Consider the following 19,081-nt stretch of genomic DNA (forward strand, 5'->3'; position numbering starts at 1 on the left):
TGTGCAGGCAGGCAGGAGCAGGCGAGGCGGGGCAGCACCGGCCGGCAAGAAAACGCCCCGTTTGCCTCGTTCTCGTCACCCGGCCTGCAAGCCGTGCGTAGGAAGGCTACCCGTTTTTCTTATCGTTCCGCTACATGGCCCGCATCAAAGTAAATCTACCGGAAACTTTCCGCTTTTCCAGCACCCTCGCCGTGCGCATCACCGACCTCAACTACGGCGCCCACCTCGGCAACGATTCGCTGCTGGGGCTGCTCCACGAGGCCCGCGTGCAGTTTCTGCTGCACCTGGGCCGCCCCGAAGTCGACCGCGCCACCGGCCGCGGCCACATCATGGCCGACGTGGCCATCGAGTACAAAGGCGAGGCCTTCCACGCCGATACGCTGCGCGTGGATATGGCCGTGGCCGACCCGCACAAGTATGGCTTCGACATCGTGTACCAGGTCTGGAACCAGGAGCAGCGCGAAATTGCGCGGGCCAAAACCGGCATGCTCGCTTTCGACTACACCACCCGCAAGCTGCTGCCCCTGACCGAGGCAGAGCTAGCTCATCTGGGGGGCTGACGGCCAGGCCGGCAGTAGCGCGAACTTTGCGGTTCGCGCCCCCGCGCCGCAAGCGCCATCTGCGCCGTGCGGAGGCGCGAACTGCAAAGTTCGCGCTACTGCCCGATTTCCGTGGAACCCAACTGCCTCGCTCGTTGTATCTTTGCGCTATGATGATTGACCTGCCCGTAGTTTCCAAGCGCGACATCCGCAAACTCACCCCCGACGAGCTCAAAACCTTTATGGTGGAGCACGGCGAAAAGCCCTTCCGCGCCAAGCAGGTGAGTGAGTGGCTCTGGAAGAACACGGCCGGCACGTTTGAGGAGATGAACAACATCAGCCTGGCCACGCGCGAGCTGCTGGCGAAGCACTTCGTCATCAACGGTGTGCAGGTGCAAAACCAGCAACTCTCCAACGACGGGACCATCAAATCGGCGTTCCGGCTCTACGACGGCAACATCGTGGAAGGCGTGCTCATCCCGCACGACACGCGCATGACGGCCTGCATCAGCTCGCAGGTGGGCTGCTCGCTCACGTGCAAGTTCTGCGCCACCGGCTACATGGACCGCAAGCGCAACCTCGACGCTGCCGAAATCTACGACCAGGTGGTGCGCATCCGCGAGCAGTGCGAGGCCCAGTACGGCACGCCGCTCACCAACATCGTGTACATGGGCATGGGCGAGCCGCTGCTCAACTACGCCAACGTGGTGAAAAGCATTGAGCGCATCACCGCCCCCGACGGCCTGAACATGGCCCCGCGCCGCATCACGGTCAGCACCGCCGGCATCGCCAAGATGATCAAGAAGCTGGCCGACGACGGTGTGAAGGCCAACCTGGCCCTGAGCCTGCACGCGCCCAACGATACCAAGCGCAACGAAATCATGCCCATCAACGAGGCCAACTCCCTGGCTTCGCTGGAGGACGCCCTCAAGCACTACCACCAGGTAACGGGCCGCAAGGTCACCTACGAGTACATCGTGTTCGAGAGCTTCAACGATACGCTACAGGACGCCGAGGAGCTGCTCCAAATCACGAAGTGGATTCCGTGCAAGGTGAACCTCATCGAGTACAACCCCATTGAAAACGCCGACTACAAAAACACCGGCGAGGTGAAGCTCATGGCCTTCCTCAAGTACCTGGCCGACCGCGGCGTGCAAACCAACTTGCGCCGCAGCCGCGGCAAAGACATCGACGCCGCCTGCGGGCAGCTGGCCGTGAAGGAAAAGTCGGAGGCGGCGTAGGCTACTGGCTCTTTATGTGCACACGGAGGCCCGGCATCGTCAGATGTCGGGCCTCCGTGTGTGAAAGGGCTGCAGACTTTTTATTTAGCCGGGCGCCGGAAGTGTACGGTATATATAAATTATTTTATTGATGTTTGTCTTTGATAAGCAACCACGGTAGTTTTTTTCGGGCCTACAGTTGTTATCGGCATTAATATTGTAGCATCGCTATTTCTACTCGTTCATCTTTACTTTCTTGCCTATTATGAACTGCTCTACTATTTGTGGATTGGTGGCCGCTGCCGCCGTAGTGGCCGCCACCCAAGCTCAGGCCCAAACCAACGTCGTGAAAATCGACATTATCCAGCCCATCGTAAATACAGCGGCGTTGTCGTTTGAGCACAAGCTCAGCGAAACTAGCAGCTTTCAGCTGGGTGTGTCCGTGACGGCCAATTACCGCGAAGACGGCGGCTTCAACTATTACAGCGAGGGCCGCAAAACTTCCGGCTTCGGTATCATGCCGGAATACCGGTTCTACCTGTCGGAGAAGCACCCAGCCATGGAGGGCTTCTACGTAGCTCCGTTTCTGCGTTTTCAGCACCTGAGCCAGAAAGGCGACTACGAGTTGTACGACCCCATTACGGGCGGCTATTCACGGCGTAAGGTAGATGCCACGCTTAATGCCTTCGGGGGAGGAGTGGTGGTGGGCCGGCACTGGATTTTCAAACAACGATTTTCACTCGATGCCCAGTTAGGCCCATCGTATATGGTGTCGGGCGTTTCATCGGATGGTGCCGGGGTCGATAAAGACAGCTTTTTAGGCTTTTATGATGATATAAACTACGGCATCCGGGGTGGTGTCACCTTTGGCATAGCTTTTTAACGACTGCTTCGGCGCAGGCCAAGCAGCTACTATGCGCTACTTGGCCTGCTCAAGTCAACGGCAGCAAATGGTACGGCTTCTTTCCCTTTCCTCACTTTCTATTTCATGAAAAAACTCTTACTCGCGTCCTCGCTGCTACTCGCGTCCGCAACCTCTGCCTTGGCACAGGATAATGCCATCAAGGTGAACATTATCAGTCCTTTGTTGAAAACCGGCTCGTTCTTTTACGAGCGAAAATTGAGCGACAACAGCTCGATGCAGCTGGGCCTGTTGTTTACGAATTTCAAAATCAGCGACCAGGACAGAATCACCGGCTTCGCCATCACGCCGGAGTATCGTTTTTATCTTTCGGAAAGAACTTCGGCTCTGGAAGGATTCTACGTGGGGCCTTTCTTGCGTTATCAGAACTTGACCATCAAGACTGAATATACCGATTACAACAGCAACGGCAACCCTACTACGAGTACCGACGAAGCCTCGCTTAATACGTTTGGTGGCGGGGTAGTAGTAGGCCGCCACTGGATTTTCAAGGAGCGGTTTTCGCTGGATACTTTCCTAGGGCCATCGTACAACGGAGGCAGCATCTCGGAGAAGAGTACGTCTTCGGGTTCCGTATCATATGATCCGGGTCCGTTCGATGGATTCGGTATACGCGCCGGTGTTACGTTCGGTATTGCGTTCTAACTACTGTATGTAACCAAGCACAACGCCCGACCTGCTCTGCAGGTCGGGCGTTGTGCGTTCGGAAGAAGCCGCCCGGCAAGGCTATGCCCGCCAGCGGCCCTCGGCGCGGGGGCGGCCCGTTGAGATTTCCTCGTGGCTTTCACCCTTGGGTACTTCGCGGGTTTCGATGCGTACGGCGTGGTGTTTGGGCTGTACTTTCTGCCCAAAGGCGTCGGCAAATTCCTGGGTGAACTCAGCCCCGAAGAAGATGATCAGCGACGAATAGTTCACCCACAGCAGCAGCAGTATGGCCGAGCCCGCCGCCCCGAAGGCCGAGCCCGGCTCGGCGTAGGAGATGTAGGCGGCAATCAGGTATTTGCCGATCATGAACAGCAGGGCCGTGATGAAGGCGCCCACGCCCACGTCGCGCCAGCGAATGATGGCGTCGGGCAGGAACCGGTAGATGAGAGCGAACAGCAGGGAGGTGATAAACAGCGACAGACCGAAATCGACGAGGTGGATGATGACCACCGTGACTTCGGGCAGCAGCCGCTGCAGGTAGCCAGTAAACACCGACAGCATAGCGCTGATAACGAACGAGATGAGCAGCAGCAGCGCCACGCTCAGGATCAGACCGAACGACAGCAGCCGGTCGCGCACGAACTGCCAGAGGCCGTTGCGAGGCTTCACCTTCAGGTTCCAGATGTCGTTGATGCTTTCCTGCAGCGTCACGAAGAACGTGGTGGCGGCAAAAACCAGCGTGCCAATGCCGATGACGGCGGCTAGCCCGCTCTTTTGCTGCTTGGTGAACTCGGCAATGGAGTCCTGCAGAAACTTGGCCGAGTCGGGCCCGACGAAGCCGCGCAATTGCCCGTACACCTGGCCCGTGACGGCCTCACTGCCATACACGGAGCTGGCCACCGTAATGACGATCAGCAGCAGCGGCGGCAGCGAGAAAATGGTGTAGTACGACAGCGCCGCCGCGTGCCGGAACGAGTTGTTGACCATGAACTCTCCGGCCGTCGTCTTGAGAATGTTGATAACGTCGGAAAGCTTGTAGTGGGTAGCCATAGGCGCGTGGTTCGAAACGAAAGATTGCTGCTAGTACGGCTCGGATGCAGGTGTCGTTCGGTGGAGTTGGCTTATTCCGCTTGCTTTGCGTAGAGAAGCCCCGTCGGCACGCTACTTTGCTGCCCGGTTTTGTTTCCTGCATTCTGCCCCCACTCGTATGCGTTATCTTCTTGTGGCCGCGCTGGCGGCTTTGCCTCTGGCCGGTTTCGGTCAAACAGCCCCTTCCAAGCCAGCCAAAGTTCCAAAAGGCAGCTACCCGGCCGCCCAGGGCTTCGACGCAGCCGGCTCCGATGCCCGCGCCACCCAACTAGCCGACAAGGTGATGCTGGCCATGGGCGGCTACCAAGCCTGGCAGCAAACCCGCCTGCTGGGCTGGGACTTCCTCGACGGCTCCTACCAGCTCTGGGACAAGCAGACCGGCGACTTCCGCTGGCAGAAAGACAGCACCGTGGCCGTGTATAACCTGCAAAGCAAGCAGGGCAAAGCCTTCCGCAACGGCCGCGACATTTCGGCCACCCCCGACGGCGAAAAGCTGCTCAGCCGCATGTACCCGATTTGGGTGAACAACTCCTGGTGGCTGCTGATGCCCTTCAAGCTCAAGGACTCGGGCGTGACGCTGACCTACAAGGGCGCGGGCAAGTTCATGGACGGGCAGCCGGCCGAGGTGCTCAACATGACTTTCAAGAACGTAGGCGTGACGCCCGACAACAAGTACGAGGTGCTCATCAACCCCAAAACCAACCTGCTGGAGGAGTGGGCCTACTTCCCCAAAGCCACCGACGCCCAGCCCACTTTCCGCCGCCGCTGGACCGGCTACCAGAAATACAACGGCATCCTGCTGTCCGCTGACCGCACCGACGGCAAAGACGGTCGTGGCCTGGGCCATATTTCGGCCTTCAGCACCGTGCCCGCCGGCGTGATGCAAAACCCCAAACCCATAGAGAAGCTGTAGGCTTCGGTTTGTCTCAATACGCAAAGCGCCCTGACTACTAAGTGTAGTCGGGGCGCTTTGCGTATTGAGACGATTGTAGAGACGCGTATTCACGCCTCATCGTTGAGCGGCCTGGGGCCGCACTGCTCAACCTAACGTCAGCAACGACGAGACGCGAATACGCGTCTATACAGCTATTTTACACGGCGCTGCGTACCAGGCCGCCATCTACGCGGAGGCTGGCGCCGTTGATGGCGGCTGCCAGTGGGCTGGCCACGAAGGCGGCAAAATCGGCAATTTCGCGGGGCTGGATTAGGCGGCCGATGAGGGAGGTGGGCCGGTTTTCGGCCATGAAGCGCCGCTCGGCGGTGGGGTAGTCGGTTTCTTCGGGAAACACCTGGCGGATGAACTCCTCCACGCCGGGCGTGTGGGTGGAGCCGGGCAGCAGGGCGTTTACCGTCACGCTCGTGCCTTTGGTCATTTCGGCCAGGCTGCGGGCCACGGAGAGCTGCATCATCTTGGTGGCGCTGTAGTGAGCCATTTCCGGAGCCGGGTTCAGGGCCGATTCGCTGCTGATGAACAGGATGCGGCCGGTGCCGCGCCCGAGCATGCCGCGCAGGTAGTGGCGGCTCAGGCGCACTCCGCTCATAATGTTCACCTCAAACAGCCGCTGCCAAGCCTCATCGGTAGTGTCGAAGAAGTCGGTGGCCTCGTAGATGCCGAGGTTGTTGATGAGCACGTCTACCTCGGGATATTGGGCCAGCGTCTGCGCGGTGCCCTCCAGCGTGCCGTTGTCGGCGGCCAGCGGCAGCAGCTGAGCCGCCGGAAACTCCTGCTGCAGCTGGCCGATGGCCTGTTCCACGCTGGCGGTCGTGCGCCCATTCACGATGACGCGGGCGCCCTCGCGGGTAAATGAGCGGGCTATTTCAAGGCCAATGCCGCCGGTGGAGGCGGTGATGAGGACGGTTTTGTCGGTGAGCTGTAGGTCCATGATGAAAGCAAGCAAGGAATGAAGCCGGAAAGTCCGGAGGACGTACCCGACGGAAGCAGTTATAACATCTCAGGTACGTTTTTGTCCCGGCTCTGGGGGGCTTACCCTCTCGTCAGCTCCCAGCGCAGAGTTTCGATGGGTGCTTCGCGCAGAGCCGTGGCCAACTCGGCGTCGTGCTTGAACTGCAGCTGGTGCAGTACAGAGGCTTCTACGCTCACCGAGAACTGCAACTCGCGGAAGGGCCAAGGCTGCACCTGCACGGGACCATCTTCTTCGGGGCGGCGTACCTCGTGGCGGTGGCCGTCGGGGCCGCGGTGGATTTCCAGGGTGCGTCCCATTTCGGGCAATTCCTGCCGGCACAGAATCAGGCTAAGCCGGTCGCACCAGTGCAGTAAAGCGTAGGCTTGGTCGGCCTCGGCCTTCTTGATTTTCAGCTCCCGCCGCCAAGTTTTCTGCTGGTTGAGCTGCTCATCCAGAAAAGCATCAATTTCCGGCTTTTCGCCCCGCAGATTCTCGTAGAGCGTGCTCAGGTGCATGCTGGTGAGCAGGCTGCGCCAGCGGCCCTGGAACCGGGCGGCATTCATCAGGCGGGTGGCCTGCTCCAGCGAGAAGTCCTTCATGGTGAAGTTGGCTGGGGCCCCGGCCGGTGTGAGGCCGTAGTGCCCGTTCCAGTCGGTCTGCTCGTCGTCGTGCTGGGCGGCGGCGGCCAGCAAACCCACCCACTGGTCGGTGGGCAGGAATGCGGGCCACTGGTGCAGCAGCTGGGCCGCCAGCAAGGCGTGGGCTTGCTGGTAGATAATCTGCCAGCCGGCAGGCGTATGGTTCACAATCATGAGCGGGGCGCGGAAATCTGGAAAATGAAGTTAGAACCAAACCAGAATACGGCAATGTACTGATGTGATTACCTAGCAGGAACGTACTAAGAAACGGGAAGTTATCGGATGAAGCAGAAATGAAAGCGCCCCACCGGATTGGGTGGGGCGCTTAAGCATTGCCTAGCTGTAGCAATGCAGAAGATAGCACAGTGCATCACGACGAAAGCTCACAGAAAACGCTACTTACGCTGTTTGCCTTTGCCACGAACTTTATCGTTATCTGTTAGGGTGAGTGTAATGTAGCCGTTGGGTTCAGTCACGGCTACTGTATTATACACCCGGCCGATAGACTCTGAATGCGTGTTTTCAGTAAACGTGGAGTTATATACTACACGCTGTGCCGGGCGGGCAGTTTCAGGCACGGTACCACGCCATACGATAGTGGCTTTGCCCGAAGGGGTAGCGACTAATTTCTCTCGTGTCATCGTGACACAATCAGTAGTAGCCAGTGCCGGCACACCCAAAAGAGAGTTGGGCAGGCACTGTGTGGATTCCTCTTTCAGCACGAAAGCTCCATTCCCTCTCTGCGGCACGCCACCATAAGTATTCTGGGCCCAGGCGCTCGTGCTACCTAATGACAGTGCGCTGAACAAGGCAACAGCAGATATTTTTTTCAGAAAAGATTTCATGTTGATTGGGTGTGAGTAGTAAGAGAACTTGCAGATGCTTAGCCAACTACTGTGCCATATTCTTGAATAGAGACAAGGCAAAGTAGTAACAAACGCAGCCAATACGGCAAGTTGCTGCTAGGGTTGTCTAGGCACAAAAAGAGTTTGCCTTGAGAGGATAGAAGGGGGTAAAAAAACTACTCCCGCCAGCATAGCGGGAGTAGTTTGCATAGGCGACATTCATTGGCCCTTATTCGAAATCTTTGCTCGGTGCAAGTGAAAAAACGTCAGTTGCCAGCTGCTGCAGCAACCGGCCGGCCCAATATGCATCCAGCCCAATCTTGACGGGGCCGGCCCGGAACAGGCCAGGGGTGTATTTTGTGTCGCTCAGGCTGGTGGTCTGGAAGGGCGCTGGCTGCCGGAGCACCTCCAGGTGGCTGTAGGGAATCCGGACCAGAGAGGAAAAACCGGCGCTGTTGCGGATGACTACGTCCTGCGCGTCGAAGCCGATTTGCAGCACGTCGTTGTACCACACGCCGCCGATGCGGGCGGAAAACGGGGTCATGCGCGGCACATTCTGCATGCTCTCATACTGCTCATGTAACTGCCGCCAGCCCGGCTGCAGCGGGTTCAGCGCCCGCAAGCCACCCGACCGCCGGAGCATCGTGCGCCCGAACCAATAGGCTACGTACAGCATCCCGGCTGCAATTGCCAGCCGGGCGAAGCCATACAGAATGCTTGTGACGCTCAGCAACATGCCGTGCTACTTCAGCACCACCATTTCCTTCAGGTGCAGCAGCATGTCGTCGGTCATCTTGTCCAGCGTGAACTGGGGCTGCCAGTTCCAGTCCTGGCGGGCCTGGCTGTCGTCAATGCTGGCGGGCCAGGAGTCGGCAATCTGCTGACGAGCGTCGGGCTTGTAGGTCACCTGGAAATCGGGATAGTGGCGCTGGATGCTGGCCGTAATTTCCTTCGGGCTGAAGCTCATGGCCCCTAGGTTGTAGGAGCTGCGCACTTTGATGTTGTCGGCGGGGGCGTGCATCAGGTCCAGAGTGGCCTTGAGCGCGTCGGGCATGTACATCATAGGCAGGTAGGTGTCTTCCTGCAGGAAGCACTCGTAGTTCTCACCGGCCACGGCCTTGTGGTAGATGTCCACGGCGTAGTCGGTGGTGCCGCCGCCGGGCAGGCTCTTGTAGCCGATGAGGCCGGGGTAGCGCAGGCTGCGCACGTCCAGGCCGTGCTTACGGAAGTACCACTCGCACCACTGCTCCCCAGCCAGCTTGCTGATGCCGTACACCGTGTTGGGGTTCATGACGGTGAGCTGGGGCGTGTTGTCGCGCGGGGTATCGGGCCCGAATACGGCAATGCTGCTGGGCCAGTACACCTGCTGCACGCCCAGGTCCACGGCCGCATCCAGCACGTGAAACAGGCCGTCCATGTTCAGCTGCCAGCCGAATTTGGGATTCTTCTCGGCCGTGGCCGACAGCAACGCCGCCAGGTGGTACACCTGCTTGGGCTTGTATTGGCGCATCACGTCTTCCAACCGGTTTTTGTCCAGCACATCCAGCAGCTCGAAGGGGCCGGCCTGGGCGGTTTCGGCGTCTTTCGGAGCGCGCACGTCGGCGGCCACTACGTTGGAGGCGCCATAGATCTGGCGCAGCTCGTGGGTGAGCTCCAGGCCCAACTGGCCGCCGGCGCCGATAACGAGGATGGTGTCGCCGGGGGTGGTGGCGGAGGTGCTGGAGGAAGTAGCCATGGGCAAAAAGCAGGAACGTGGGTGGTGGGGAACGGCAAAGATACGGGGGCGTGGCGCTTTCAGTGGCAAGAAAATGCGGGCCGCCCGCAACGCTTCCGGCGAGTCTGGTATCTTTCCAGTCGTCCACGATTAATCTTCTGCTTATGCGCCGCTGGCTTCTGGTGTCTGCTTTGTGCGTGCCGGTATTCGCGGCCCCGGCCCAGGTGCCGGCGCGGCCTCTATACCGCAACCTGGTGATGGAAGGCGGCGGCATTCGGGGCATTGCCTACGGTGGCGCGCTGGCAGAACTGGAAAAGCAGGGTGTGCTGGCGGGCCTGCAGCGGGTGGGGGGCACCTCGGCCGGCGCTATTCAGGCGGCGTTGCTGGCCGTGGGCTACTCACCCCAGGAGATTATCGAGGTAGTGAACCGGACGCCGATTCAGCGCCTCAACGATGGCCGCCTGATCTTCTTCGGGGGCAGCACGCGGCTGGTGAAGCAGTACGGCTGGTACCGCGGCGACGAATTCGCGAAGTACCTGAGCGAGCTGGTGAGCCGCAAAACCGGCAACCCCGACCTCACGCTGGGCGAGCTGCACACGCTGGTGCAGCAGCAGCCTACCCGCTACCGCGACCTGTATACCACCGGCACCAACCTCACGCGCCAGTGCACGCAGGTGTTCAGCTACGAAACCCACCCTTTTATGCGCGTGGCTGATGCCGTGCGCATCAGCATGAGCATTCCGCTCTACTTCCGGGCTGTGCTTCTGGACACCACCGGCCACGTGGTGCGGCAGCCGCTGCCCGGCCAGCCAGTAGAAGTGCTGGTAGACGGCGGCCTGCTGGCCAACTACCCCATCGATTTGTTCGATAATCCCCGCTACCTGACTGCAGCCACCCCCGCGTCAGGGCCCTCCACCAACCCCGAAACGCTAGGCCTGCGCCTCGACCGCGCCGAGCAGATTGCCCTCGATGCGCGGGCCGGCCGCCAGCGGCAGCTGGCGCCCTACGCCATTCAGGATTTCGGCTCCTATGTGGGCGCGCTCTATACCGTCGCCATCGAAAACCTCAACCCCGCCCGCCCCGAAGACCGGACCCGCACCATCAGTATCAGCACCTTAGGGTTCAACCCGAAAATCAAGCGCGTTTCGGATGCCCAAAAGCAGCAGCTCATGGATAGCGGCCGGGCCGGCGTGCAGGCGTTCTTCGGGCGCTAGGAAATGGCTGAGCATACCTAACTCAAGCTGTCATGCTGAGAGACTGTCTAAGCATCTCTACCGCCACTCATTCGTTACAATAAAACAGCAGAGAGACTTCACCGGGCCCTATATGCCGTTCTGTATTGTTCAGGAGGATGGGTAGTACCTTTGCCCCACTTCCCACTCACCAAACCATACTCCATCACCCCACCATATGTACACCACTCTCCAGCCCGATCTTCAGCAGCAGCTTCAGGAAATCAAAGACGCCGGCCTCTACAAGAAGGAGCGGGTGATTACCTCGCCCCAAGGCGCCGAAATTGAAACCGCCGAGGCGGGCGAGGTGCTGAACTTCTGCGCCAACAACTACCTGGGTTTGTCCTCGCACCCCGAGGTAATCAAGGCCGCCAAAGACGCCATCGACTCGCACGGCTACGGCATGTCGTCGGTGCGCTTCATCTGCGGCACCCAAGATATCCATAAGCAGCTCGAAGCCAAACTGGCCGAGTTTCTGGGCACCGAGGACACCATCCTCTACGCGGCGGCCTTCGATGCCAACGGCGGCGTGTTCGAGCCCCTGTTCAACGAGCAGGATGCCATCATCTCCGACGCCCTCAACCACGCCTCCATCATCGACGGCGTGCGTTTGTGCAAAGCCCAGCGCTACCGCTACGAGCACAACAACATGCAGGACCTGGAAAAGCAGCTCCAGGACGCCCAGGCCAAAGGCACCCGCCACCGCATCATCGTCACGGACGGCTCGTTCTCCATGGACGGCACCATTGCTCAGCTCGACAAGATCTGCGACTTGGCCGACAAGTACCAGGCGCTGGTGATGATTGACGAGTGCCACTCGATGGGCTTCCTAGGCAAAACCGGCCGCGGTACTCACGAGTACCGCAACGTGCTGGGCCGCGTGGATATCATCACCGGCACGCTGGGCAAGGCGCTGGGCGGGGCCATGGGCGGCTTCACGTCGGGCCGCAAGGAAATCATTGACATGCTTCGCCAGCGCAGCCGGCCATACCTGTTCAGCAACACCCTCGCGCCGGCCATTGTGGGCGCCAGCCTGCGGGTGCTGGAGCTGCTCACCGAAAGCACCCAGCTCCGCGACCAGCTCGAAGAAAACACCACCTACTTCCGCGAGAAGATGACCGCCGCCGGCTTCGACATCAAGCCCGGCGAGCACCCCATCGTGCCCGTCATGCTCTACGATGCCAAGCTGAGCCAGGAATTCGCGGCCCGCATGCTGGAAAAGGGCATCTACGTGGTAGGCTTCTACTTCCCCGTAGTGCCCAAAGGCCAGGCCCGCATCCGGGTGCAGCTCTCCGCCGCCCACACCAAAGCGCATCTCGACAAAGCCATTGCGGCCTTTATTGAGGTAGGCAAAGAGCTGGGTACGCTCAAAGACCGCTCGGCCGCACAGCCGGAAGGTGGCCAGGTAGTGACGAACACGCCGTAATTCTTATCACCTGCCGGCTACGGCTTCTGGTTATCTTTGAACCCCGCTTCTGGTGCGTTGCTGCACTGGAAGCGGGGTTTGATATGTTTTTTGCCAGGTGTTTATGGATAAGAAATCATTGACCGAGCAGGATATCCGGACCAAGTTCATCACGCCGGCCATCGTGCGGGCCGGTTGGGACGTACACCGCCAGCTGCGCGAAGAGGTGAGCCTGACCGACGGCCGCATTCAGGTGCGCGGCAACAACATGTATCAACGTGGAGCCCAGCTCCGGGCCGACTATGTGCTCTATCAGCAGCCCGGCGTACCGCTGGCCGTAGTAGAAGCCAAGGACAACAAGTACGCCCTTGGCGCGGGTATGCAGCAGGCGCTTACCTACGCTCGTCTGCTTGACGTGCCTTTTGCCTACAGTTCCAACGGCGACGGCTTCATCGAGCACGACCTGACACAAAGCAACGTCGTACTGGAGCGCGCCCTGACGCTGGAAGAATTTCCCTCGCCGCAGGGGTTATGGCAGCGCTATTGCCGCTACAAAAATCTGGAGCAGCCCGAGCAGCAAAAGCTTCTCACCCAGCCGTTCTACCAGGACAGCATGACCTACGAGCCGCGCTATTATCAGGCGCTGGCCGTGAACAAGGCGGTGGAGGCCGTAGCCAGCGGGCAGAACCGCCTGCTGCTGGTAATGGCCACCGGTACCGGCAAAACCTACACCGCCTTCCAGATTATTCACCGGCTGTGGAAAGCCGGGGCCAAGAAGCGCATCCTGTATTTGGCTGACCGCAACATTCTAATCGACCAGCCTTACCGGGGTGACTTCCGGCCGTTCGGGGACAGTATGACGATGGTGAAAAACCACCACGTTGACCATGCTTATGAAATATACCTAGCCCTCTACCAGGGGCTCAGCAGCAACGACCCCGAGGCCGAAGCCTATAAGCAGTTCAGCCCCGGCTTTTTCGATTTGATTGTGGTAGACGAGTGCCACCGGGGCAGCGCTTCCGCCGATTCGCGGTGGCGGGCCATCTTGGACTACTTCCCCAACGCCACCCACCTGGGCCTCACTGCCACGCCCAGCAACGACGAGGAGCGTTCTAACTACGATTACTTCGGCAAGCCTATCTACACCTACTCGCTTAAGCAGGGCATTGCCGATGGCTTTCTGGCGCCCTACAAGGTGGTACGCGTGCACCTAGACCGGGACCTGGGCTGGCGGCCCGAGGCAGGACAGACCGACCGCAACGGCGACGAAGTAATGGATCGGGAATACAACCTCTCCGATTACGACCGCACGCTGGTGCTGGAAAAGCGCACCGAGAAAGTAGCCGAGCGGGTAACCCAGTTCCTGCACGCCCTCGGCGACCGGATGGCCAAAACCATTGTGTTCTGCATCGACCAAGAACACGCCAGCCGGATGCGTACGGCGCTAATCAACAAGAACGGTGGGATGGTGCAGACCTACCCCGACTATGTGATGCAGCTCACCAGTGACCAGCATAACTACCAGGGCCTCGTGGAGCGGTTCACCGACCCCAAGGAAATGCTGCCCGTTATCGTCACTACCTCGAAGCTGCTGACTACGGGCGTGGATACCAAAACGGTGAAGGTAATTGTGCTGGATGCGCCCATCAGCTCCCTCACTGAGTTCAAGCAAATCATCGGGCGCTGGCCGTGGAGTTGTTCGCCAACTATGGTGCCCTGCTTGGGGCTTTCGCCGCCACCCCCGAGCAAGCCGCCACTTACTTCGACTTCTCCGGCCTGTCTTCTACCAGCAAAAAAGACAAGCAGAAGTCCGCCACAACCTAAATGGCCCGTTCCGAAAAACAGAATGCCCCACTGGCGCCGCTGGTGGGGCATTCTGTTTTTCGGAACGGCTGTTGGCAGGCGTCAAGCAGCGGTCCGGAACCAGGAATGCTGCTCCAGCGACGCGTTTGCATCCTTCCTGTTTTCTGAATGCCATTACCCGGCCGCCGGCCTGGCATGCTGGTTCCTAGAATGCCGCAACCAAGCCGACAGTCCTGCCACCCAACAGGGAGCCAAGGGCGGGTTACCTATTCGTATCCTGCTGCTGCTGGTTCTGCGGGGCTATTGGTGTTTTAGCTTCGTTTTTGCGCAGCCGGAGCAGCACGCTTACCCGCACGTCGTAGTACTTGGTGCGCGGGTCGTTGGCCGGTCGGCCATACCAGTTGCTGGCCAGCTCTATTCCAGTCTTTCCCTTGCACCAGGTAGTCAGGCCCAAGTGGGCGTGCAGGCTGCTAAGGCGGGTGCTGGGCCCTACGTATTGCTGGTAGTAGCGCTCGGTGCGGTTGCTCAGGTCGTGCCAGTGGCGGCGGTAGTCGAGGCTGCCGCGCAGCTGGGTATAGTTGCTTTGGCTGGTTTTTTCGCTGCCTTGCGACCAGATGCGGTAGCCCAGCCCGGCACCCAGCAAAGCAATGCGCTGGTTGAACGTGTCGTACACTTTCCAGCGCTCGGGCCCCGCGTCGAGCAACGGATACAGGCGCAGCCCGGTGCTGCCGTGCACAAACAGCGAGAGGTCGGGCTTGGGGCTGCCTTCCAGAAACAAGCCCGCTTCCAGGGCCAGCCGCCCCGGCTGCTGCACCGTGTAGGGCAGGTACACCGGGTCGGGCATGCGGTGGTCGGTCAGGTCGGTGGCCGCCCGCAGCCGGATGCCCAGCGTGGGGTGCTCGCGCGTAGACACCGTAATAGGGTGAATATAATCCACGGCTAGCGGCACCATCAGGTTGCTGTTGGAGTAGCGCAGCGGCCCGTAGGTGTTCACGCCCACCCCCACCGCCAGCGTAGCACCTGGCCAGAATAGCGTGAGCGGCCGGGCTGGGGCCAGCTCTGGCTGTTCGCTCCCGAAGACCTGCCGGTTCAAGCCCAGCCGCCGGGGTGAGGTGTCGCCAGCATCGGCGGCGAGGGTAAGCCGGGCCGTGGCCAGCAGCAGCAGTAAGCAGCAGCGTGTCAGCATGGCGGGATAGGGTTATTTGCGTTTAGAAAATTGAGCAGCCGGGGCGGGAGCAGCTTTGGCGGCAGGCGCCAGCGGAAGAGTTCCGCCGTTGCTGCCCGTGTTGCTGCCGCCTGCGCCTGTTGCAGGGGCAGCAGGGGCGGGGGTGGCAGGCGGAGAGGGATTCGGCCTGCTGGGCAAGAGTGCATTCTGCTCAGTATTGCGGCCGCGCAGTATTCCTAGCACCCGCAAGTCCAGGCTGGCCCCGATGTAAAAGGCCGGGTCCCAGCGCATGCGCGTGTCGGCCGCCGTCGAGAAGGTGGCCTTCTCGTACACGTCGCGCCCGAAGTCGAAATCGGGCTGGCCTGCCACCACCCGGTGCTGCCCGTAGTGCACGCCCGCCCCCAGGTTCAGCCCCTTCGACACCTCGTAGTTGAGCCCCAGCAGGAAGTCGTCGAGCAGGTTGGGCCCGATGCGCGTGCCAAACGACATATTCCAGCGCTGCCAGAAATCCAGGTCACGGTACTGATACCCAAACCGCCGGGGCGAAGGGTAAAACACGGCCATCAATGACACGGCCAGATGCGTGGTGGGGTTGTCGGCTACCAGCGTTGCCGGCCCCCCGGCCACTGGCTCATACCGCTCAATATTCTCAGGCCGGCTCAGGAAGCTGGCGTTCGTGCCCACGAAGATACCCACTTGGTAGTTGGCGTCGCAGTCGGGAAATTTTAGGACTTTGCGCGTCACAAGCTCCAGCGTCTTAGTGGCTGTTTCCTTGTTTAGCGTGACAGTTATTTCCAGCTGTCCGGTTAGTGGGCCCACCTGTTGCTGGGCCAGCACTGTAGTAGGAGGAGAAGCACCTCCGTCTATTGCGAAGATGCCTTGATTTATAGCAAGATCTGGTGGCGGAATAATGGCGGATTCCAGGCTCACACTATACTTGGTGGTATCGGATGCAGGCCGGTCGACCACTACCACCTTGTAAGAACTGTTGGCAGCGTTGCAAGAAGGCAGGGTGGTTGTGGCAATGGGCTCGAGCTTGCTATCCAGAAACAGGTAGGAAACTCCTTGGTCACGGAACAGCTGCCCCGGCACGAATCCCGGAAACTCCTTTTGAATAACCTGCAATTGCTCCTTGAGCAGTGCGGCGGCCGGGTCGTCAGCTGGTAGCCAGGCAGCGGGGGCCGCCAAAGCGCCTGGGGCAGCCAGCAGCAAAAGCATTCCCAGAAGCATACAGTGCCCAAAGGCACGGGGTGTAACGTGGTGCATACGCGGTAGGATAAGTCGTCGGCAATGGTTCCTCACGTACCGCCGCTGCGCCAAGTAGCGGCTACGCGCTACAGCACAAGTGGCTGCATAGAGGTAATAAGCGTATGAAATATAGACGATTATTAATAGTAATAATATTATATATTTAAAAAATAAAATTTTATGGCAGCTACTGCAAGTCGGCAGCTATCTATTATAGGGAAGCGAACGGCAAGGCTGGCGTCCCCCATGCAACGACAATGGTTTCGGAAGCGGTGGAAACTGCTCTAAGCTGCTACGCCGCCACTTCGGCGCCCGTAGCAGCTGCGGCCGGCCGCGGCGCCGCGTCGAACAGGAACTCGTTGAGGCGGGCGCGCAGGTCAGCGGGAGCCAGGTTGCGGAAGACCTCGCCGCCGCGCACCAACGAAATCTGGCCGGTTTCCTCGCTCACCACCAGCACCACGGCATCTGTCACTTCCGTCAGGCCGATGGCGGCGCGGTGCCGCAAGCCCAGGGCCGCCGGCACGTCGGGATTTTCACTCACGGGCAGGATGCAGCGCGCCGCCTTGATGCGGCCCCGGCTGATGATAACCGCGCCGTCGTGCAAAGGACTGGTTTTGTTGAAGATGCTCAGTAGCAGACGCTTGCTAACGGCTGCGTCGATCAGGTCGCCGGTGTCGCCGAAGGGCTTGAGGTCGGAGGCGAGGCTGAAGGCAATGAGGGCGCCGGTCTGCTTGCCGGCCAAGCTCTTGGCAGCCTCCACGAAAGGCGTCACGTTGAGGCGCTCGGCATTCTCGGTGTCGCGGCGCCACGGAAACATGCGCATCCGCTCAAAGGCTGTGGCCTTGCCTATGTTGAGCAGAAACCGCCGGATTTCCTGCTGAAACAAAATGATGCCGGCCAGCACGCCCACGCTCATAAACTGCCCCAGAATGCTGGTCAGCAGCTCCATGCCGGCCGCCTTTACTACCAGATAAAACAGGTAGATGGACATGAAGCCCAGGAAAATCTTCAGCGCGACGCTGCCCGTCAGCAGCTTATACAGCTGATAAAATAGCACCGTGACCAGCAGTACGTCCACGACGTCTATCCAGCCGATGCGCAGGAAGCCGATGGAGAACGAGCCAATCACGACGGAAACGGGGGAAAAGTATTGGAAACGAGCTGCACGGTCTGTACGGCCTCGGCCACGTCGTGTACGCGCAGCAGACGGGCCCCGTTGAGCAGGGCCAGCGTGTTCACGGCCACCGTGCCCGTGAGGGCAGCGTCGGGGGTGAGGCCCAGCGGCTTATACACCATGCTTTTGCGGGAGAGGCCCGCCAGAATCGGCAGGCCCAGCACCCGCAGCTCGGGTAGGCGGCGCAGCAGCTCGTGGCTTTGGGCCGGAGTTTTGGCGAAGCCGAAGCCAGGGTCGAGCACCACGTCCGTGACGCCGTGCTGGCGCAGCACGGCCAGCTTGTCGCGGAAGTAGCGCACCAGCTCCAGCACCAGGTCGCCCTCGTAATGGGTGTGCTGGGTCATGTTTTGGGGCGTGCCGCGCATATGCATCAGGATGTAGGGCACGCCCAGCCGGCCAGCGGTGGGCAGCATGTCGGCATCGAGGGTGCCGCCGCTGATGTCGTTGAGGATGGCGGCGCCGGCCGCTACGGCCTCGGCCGCCACGCCGGCCCGGAACGTGTCCACCGACAACAGGGCCTCAGGGAAGGCGCGGTGCACGGCTTCCACGGCGGGCAGCAGGCGGTGCTTTTCCTCGTCTTCCGAAATGTGCTCGGCGCCGGGGCGCGAGGAGTAGCCGCCCAGATCGAGCACGGCGGCCCCGGCCAGCAGCATGGTTTCGGCGCGGCGCAGCAGGTCGGTTTCGGTTTCGATGCGGCTGCCTTCGAAGAACGAATCAGGGGTGAGGTTGAGGATGCCCATCACCTGCGGCCGACGCAGATCGAGCAGGCGCCCACCGGGGCAGCGCAGGGTTTGCGCAGCGGGGAAACACGTATCTTGCGGGGCCTGGAGCATGGTTTCGGGCGGAAATGAACGTCATGCTGAGCGAAGTCGCAGCCGCAGTCGAAGCATGACGAAAAAGGCGAATTGCAACAAAATAGCCTCAAAAACTTGGAGAATCAAACCCAGCACGAATACGACCAGGTGATTGCGCAGTGCCGCGCCCTGTTTGTGGCCAAAACGCACGACTACGGCACGGCCTGGCGCATCATGCGCCTGCCCAGCATCACCGACCAGATTTACATCAAGGCCCAGCGCATCCGCAGCATTCAGGAGAAAGGCCGCCAACTGGTTGAGGACGGCGTGGACGGGGAGTTCGTGGCCATCGTCAACTACTGCGTGATGGCGCTGATGCAGCTGCGTTTGCCCGCCGACGCTCCGCTGGAGCTGGAGCCCGAAGCCGTGGCCACTGCCTACGACGAGCAGACTGCCGAAAACCGCCGCCTGCTGTTCGCCAAAAACCACGACTACGGCGAAGCCTGGCGCCAGATGCGCATCGAAAGCATCACCGACATCATCCTGATGAAGCTGCACCGCACCAAGCAGATCGAGGACCTGGCCGGCGCCACGCGCGTGTCGGAAGGGGTGGAGGCCAACTACCGCGACATGCTCAACTACGCTGTGTTTGTGCTGATTAAAAAAGGATTCGGCGTTTCGGCGGCGTAGCGTGTTGGGGCGGGGCTGTATCTTACAGCTCATTCTGGCCCAGCCTGCATCCGG

At 60.3% G+C, this 19,081-nt stretch carries 17 protein-coding genes and 1 pseudogene; 9 read left to right on the forward strand and 9 right to left on the reverse strand.

Annotated elements, in window-relative coordinates; all coding sequences use genetic code 11:
- Nucleotides 1–134: 134 nt before the first annotated feature.
- From N008_RS09520 to N008_RS09535, 4 genes are all read left to right on the forward strand, one after another.
- On the forward strand, nucleotides 135–560 hold the full coding sequence (locus N008_RS09520) for an acyl-CoA thioesterase (protein ID WP_044015565.1): 426 nt from the start codon (nucleotides 135–137) through the stop codon (nucleotides 558–560).
- A gap of 152 nt (nucleotides 561–712) precedes the next feature.
- Entirely contained in the window at nucleotides 713–1,780 is a 1,068-nt protein-coding gene (rlmN, locus tag N008_RS09525) for a 23S rRNA (adenine(2503)-C(2))-methyltransferase RlmN (RefSeq protein ID WP_044018545.1), read from the forward strand.
- A gap of 244 nt (nucleotides 1,781–2,024) precedes the next feature.
- A complete protein-coding gene (locus N008_RS21540) occupies nucleotides 2,025–2,642 on the forward strand; it encodes a DUF3575 domain-containing protein (RefSeq protein WP_081910710.1) in 618 nt (205 codons plus the stop codon).
- Between the two features lie 105 nt (nucleotides 2,643–2,747).
- On the forward strand, nucleotides 2,748–3,326 hold the full coding sequence (locus N008_RS09535) for a DUF3575 domain-containing protein (protein WP_044015567.1): 579 nt from the start codon (nucleotides 2,748–2,750) through the stop codon (nucleotides 3,324–3,326).
- Nucleotides 3,327–3,407: 81 nt separating this feature from the next.
- Here the strand turns inward: N008_RS09535 and N008_RS09540 are convergent, their stop codons facing one another.
- Entirely contained in the window at nucleotides 3,408–4,376 is a 969-nt protein-coding gene (locus N008_RS09540; RefSeq protein ID WP_044015569.1) for a YihY/virulence factor BrkB family protein, read from the reverse strand.
- Between the two features lie 157 nt (nucleotides 4,377–4,533).
- On the opposite strand from N008_RS09540, the gene N008_RS09545 reads away from it, so the two are divergent.
- On the forward strand, nucleotides 4,534–5,328 hold the full coding sequence (locus N008_RS09545; protein ID WP_071884510.1) for a DUF6503 family protein: 795 nt from the start codon (nucleotides 4,534–4,536) through the stop codon (nucleotides 5,326–5,328).
- A gap of 178 nt (nucleotides 5,329–5,506) precedes the next feature.
- Here the strand turns inward: N008_RS09545 and N008_RS09550 are convergent, their stop codons facing one another.
- The 5 genes from N008_RS09550 to N008_RS09565 all read right to left on the reverse strand — a co-directional run bounded on the left by N008_RS09550 (nucleotide 5,507) and on the right by N008_RS09565 (nucleotide 9,537).
- On the reverse strand, nucleotides 5,507–6,298 hold the full coding sequence (locus N008_RS09550) for an SDR family NAD(P)-dependent oxidoreductase (RefSeq protein ID WP_044018548.1): 792 nt from the start codon (nucleotides 6,296–6,298) through the stop codon (nucleotides 5,507–5,509).
- A gap of 101 nt (nucleotides 6,299–6,399) precedes the next feature.
- Complete coding sequence (locus N008_RS09555; RefSeq protein ID WP_044015571.1) at nucleotides 6,400–7,131, reverse strand: DUF3891 family protein; 732 nt, start codon at nucleotides 7,129–7,131, stop codon at nucleotides 6,400–6,402.
- A gap of 221 nt (nucleotides 7,132–7,352) precedes the next feature.
- Nucleotides 7,353–7,802, reverse strand: coding sequence for a hypothetical protein (locus N008_RS23105; RefSeq protein ID WP_156109170.1), 450 nt, complete (start codon nucleotides 7,800–7,802; stop codon nucleotides 7,353–7,355).
- Between the two features lie 229 nt (nucleotides 7,803–8,031).
- On the reverse strand, nucleotides 8,032–8,478 hold the full coding sequence (locus N008_RS09560; protein WP_156109172.1) for a hypothetical protein: 447 nt from the start codon (nucleotides 8,476–8,478) through the stop codon (nucleotides 8,032–8,034).
- Nucleotides 8,479–8,544: 66 nt separating this feature from the next.
- A complete protein-coding gene (locus tag N008_RS09565; protein WP_052381382.1) occupies nucleotides 8,545–9,537 on the reverse strand; it encodes an NAD-dependent epimerase/dehydratase family protein in 993 nt (330 codons plus the stop codon).
- A gap of 143 nt (nucleotides 9,538–9,680) precedes the next feature.
- On the opposite strand from N008_RS09565, the gene N008_RS09570 reads away from it, so the two are divergent.
- The 3 genes and pseudogenes from N008_RS09570 to hsdR all read left to right on the forward strand — a co-directional run.
- Complete coding sequence (locus tag N008_RS09570; RefSeq protein ID WP_044015575.1) at nucleotides 9,681–10,730, forward strand: patatin-like phospholipase family protein; 1,050 nt, start codon at nucleotides 9,681–9,683, stop codon at nucleotides 10,728–10,730.
- Nucleotides 10,731–10,926: 196 nt separating this feature from the next.
- Nucleotides 10,927–12,174 (forward strand): glycine C-acetyltransferase, encoded by a 1,248-nt coding sequence (gene kbl, locus N008_RS09575; RefSeq protein ID WP_052381383.1) that lies wholly within the window; start codon nucleotides 10,927–10,929, stop codon nucleotides 12,172–12,174.
- Nucleotides 12,175–12,277: 103 nt separating this feature from the next.
- Nucleotides 12,278–13,837 (forward strand): annotated as a pseudogene (gene hsdR, locus N008_RS24270) (EcoAI/FtnUII family type I restriction enzme subunit R); the annotation flags it as partial.
- Between the two features lie 1,317 nt (nucleotides 13,838–15,154).
- On the opposite strand, the gene N008_RS09605 reads toward hsdR, so the two are convergent.
- The 3 genes from N008_RS09605 to folP form a co-directional block, all read right to left on the reverse strand.
- Nucleotides 15,155–16,339, reverse strand: a complete 1,185-nt coding sequence (locus N008_RS09605) for a hypothetical protein (protein WP_044015586.1) — start codon at nucleotides 16,337–16,339, stop codon at nucleotides 15,155–15,157.
- 322 nt (nucleotides 16,340–16,661) lie between these two features.
- Nucleotides 16,662–17,498: a diadenylate cyclase CdaA gene (cdaA, locus tag N008_RS09610; RefSeq protein ID WP_044015588.1), complete on the reverse strand. Its 837-nt coding sequence runs from the start codon at nucleotides 17,496–17,498 to the stop codon at nucleotides 16,662–16,664.
- On the reverse strand, nucleotides 17,495–18,376 hold the full coding sequence (gene folP, locus N008_RS09615) for a dihydropteroate synthase (RefSeq protein ID WP_044015590.1): 882 nt from the start codon (nucleotides 18,374–18,376) through the stop codon (nucleotides 17,495–17,497). The genes cdaA and folP overlap by 4 nt, the downstream gene beginning before the upstream one ends.
- Before the next feature lie 96 nt (nucleotides 18,377–18,472).
- On the opposite strand from folP, the gene N008_RS09620 reads away from it, so the two are divergent.
- Nucleotides 18,473–19,027 carry a DUF1599 domain-containing protein gene (locus N008_RS09620; RefSeq protein ID WP_044015592.1) on the forward strand — a complete coding sequence of 185 codons (555 nt, stop codon included), beginning with the start codon at nucleotides 18,473–18,475 and terminating at the stop codon, nucleotides 19,025–19,027.
- Nucleotides 19,028–19,081: the final 54 nt, after the last annotated feature.

The sequence above is a fragment of the Hymenobacter sp. APR13 genome, from assembly GCF_000737515.1.
Taxonomy (GTDB): domain Bacteria; phylum Bacteroidota; class Bacteroidia; order Cytophagales; family Hymenobacteraceae; genus Hymenobacter.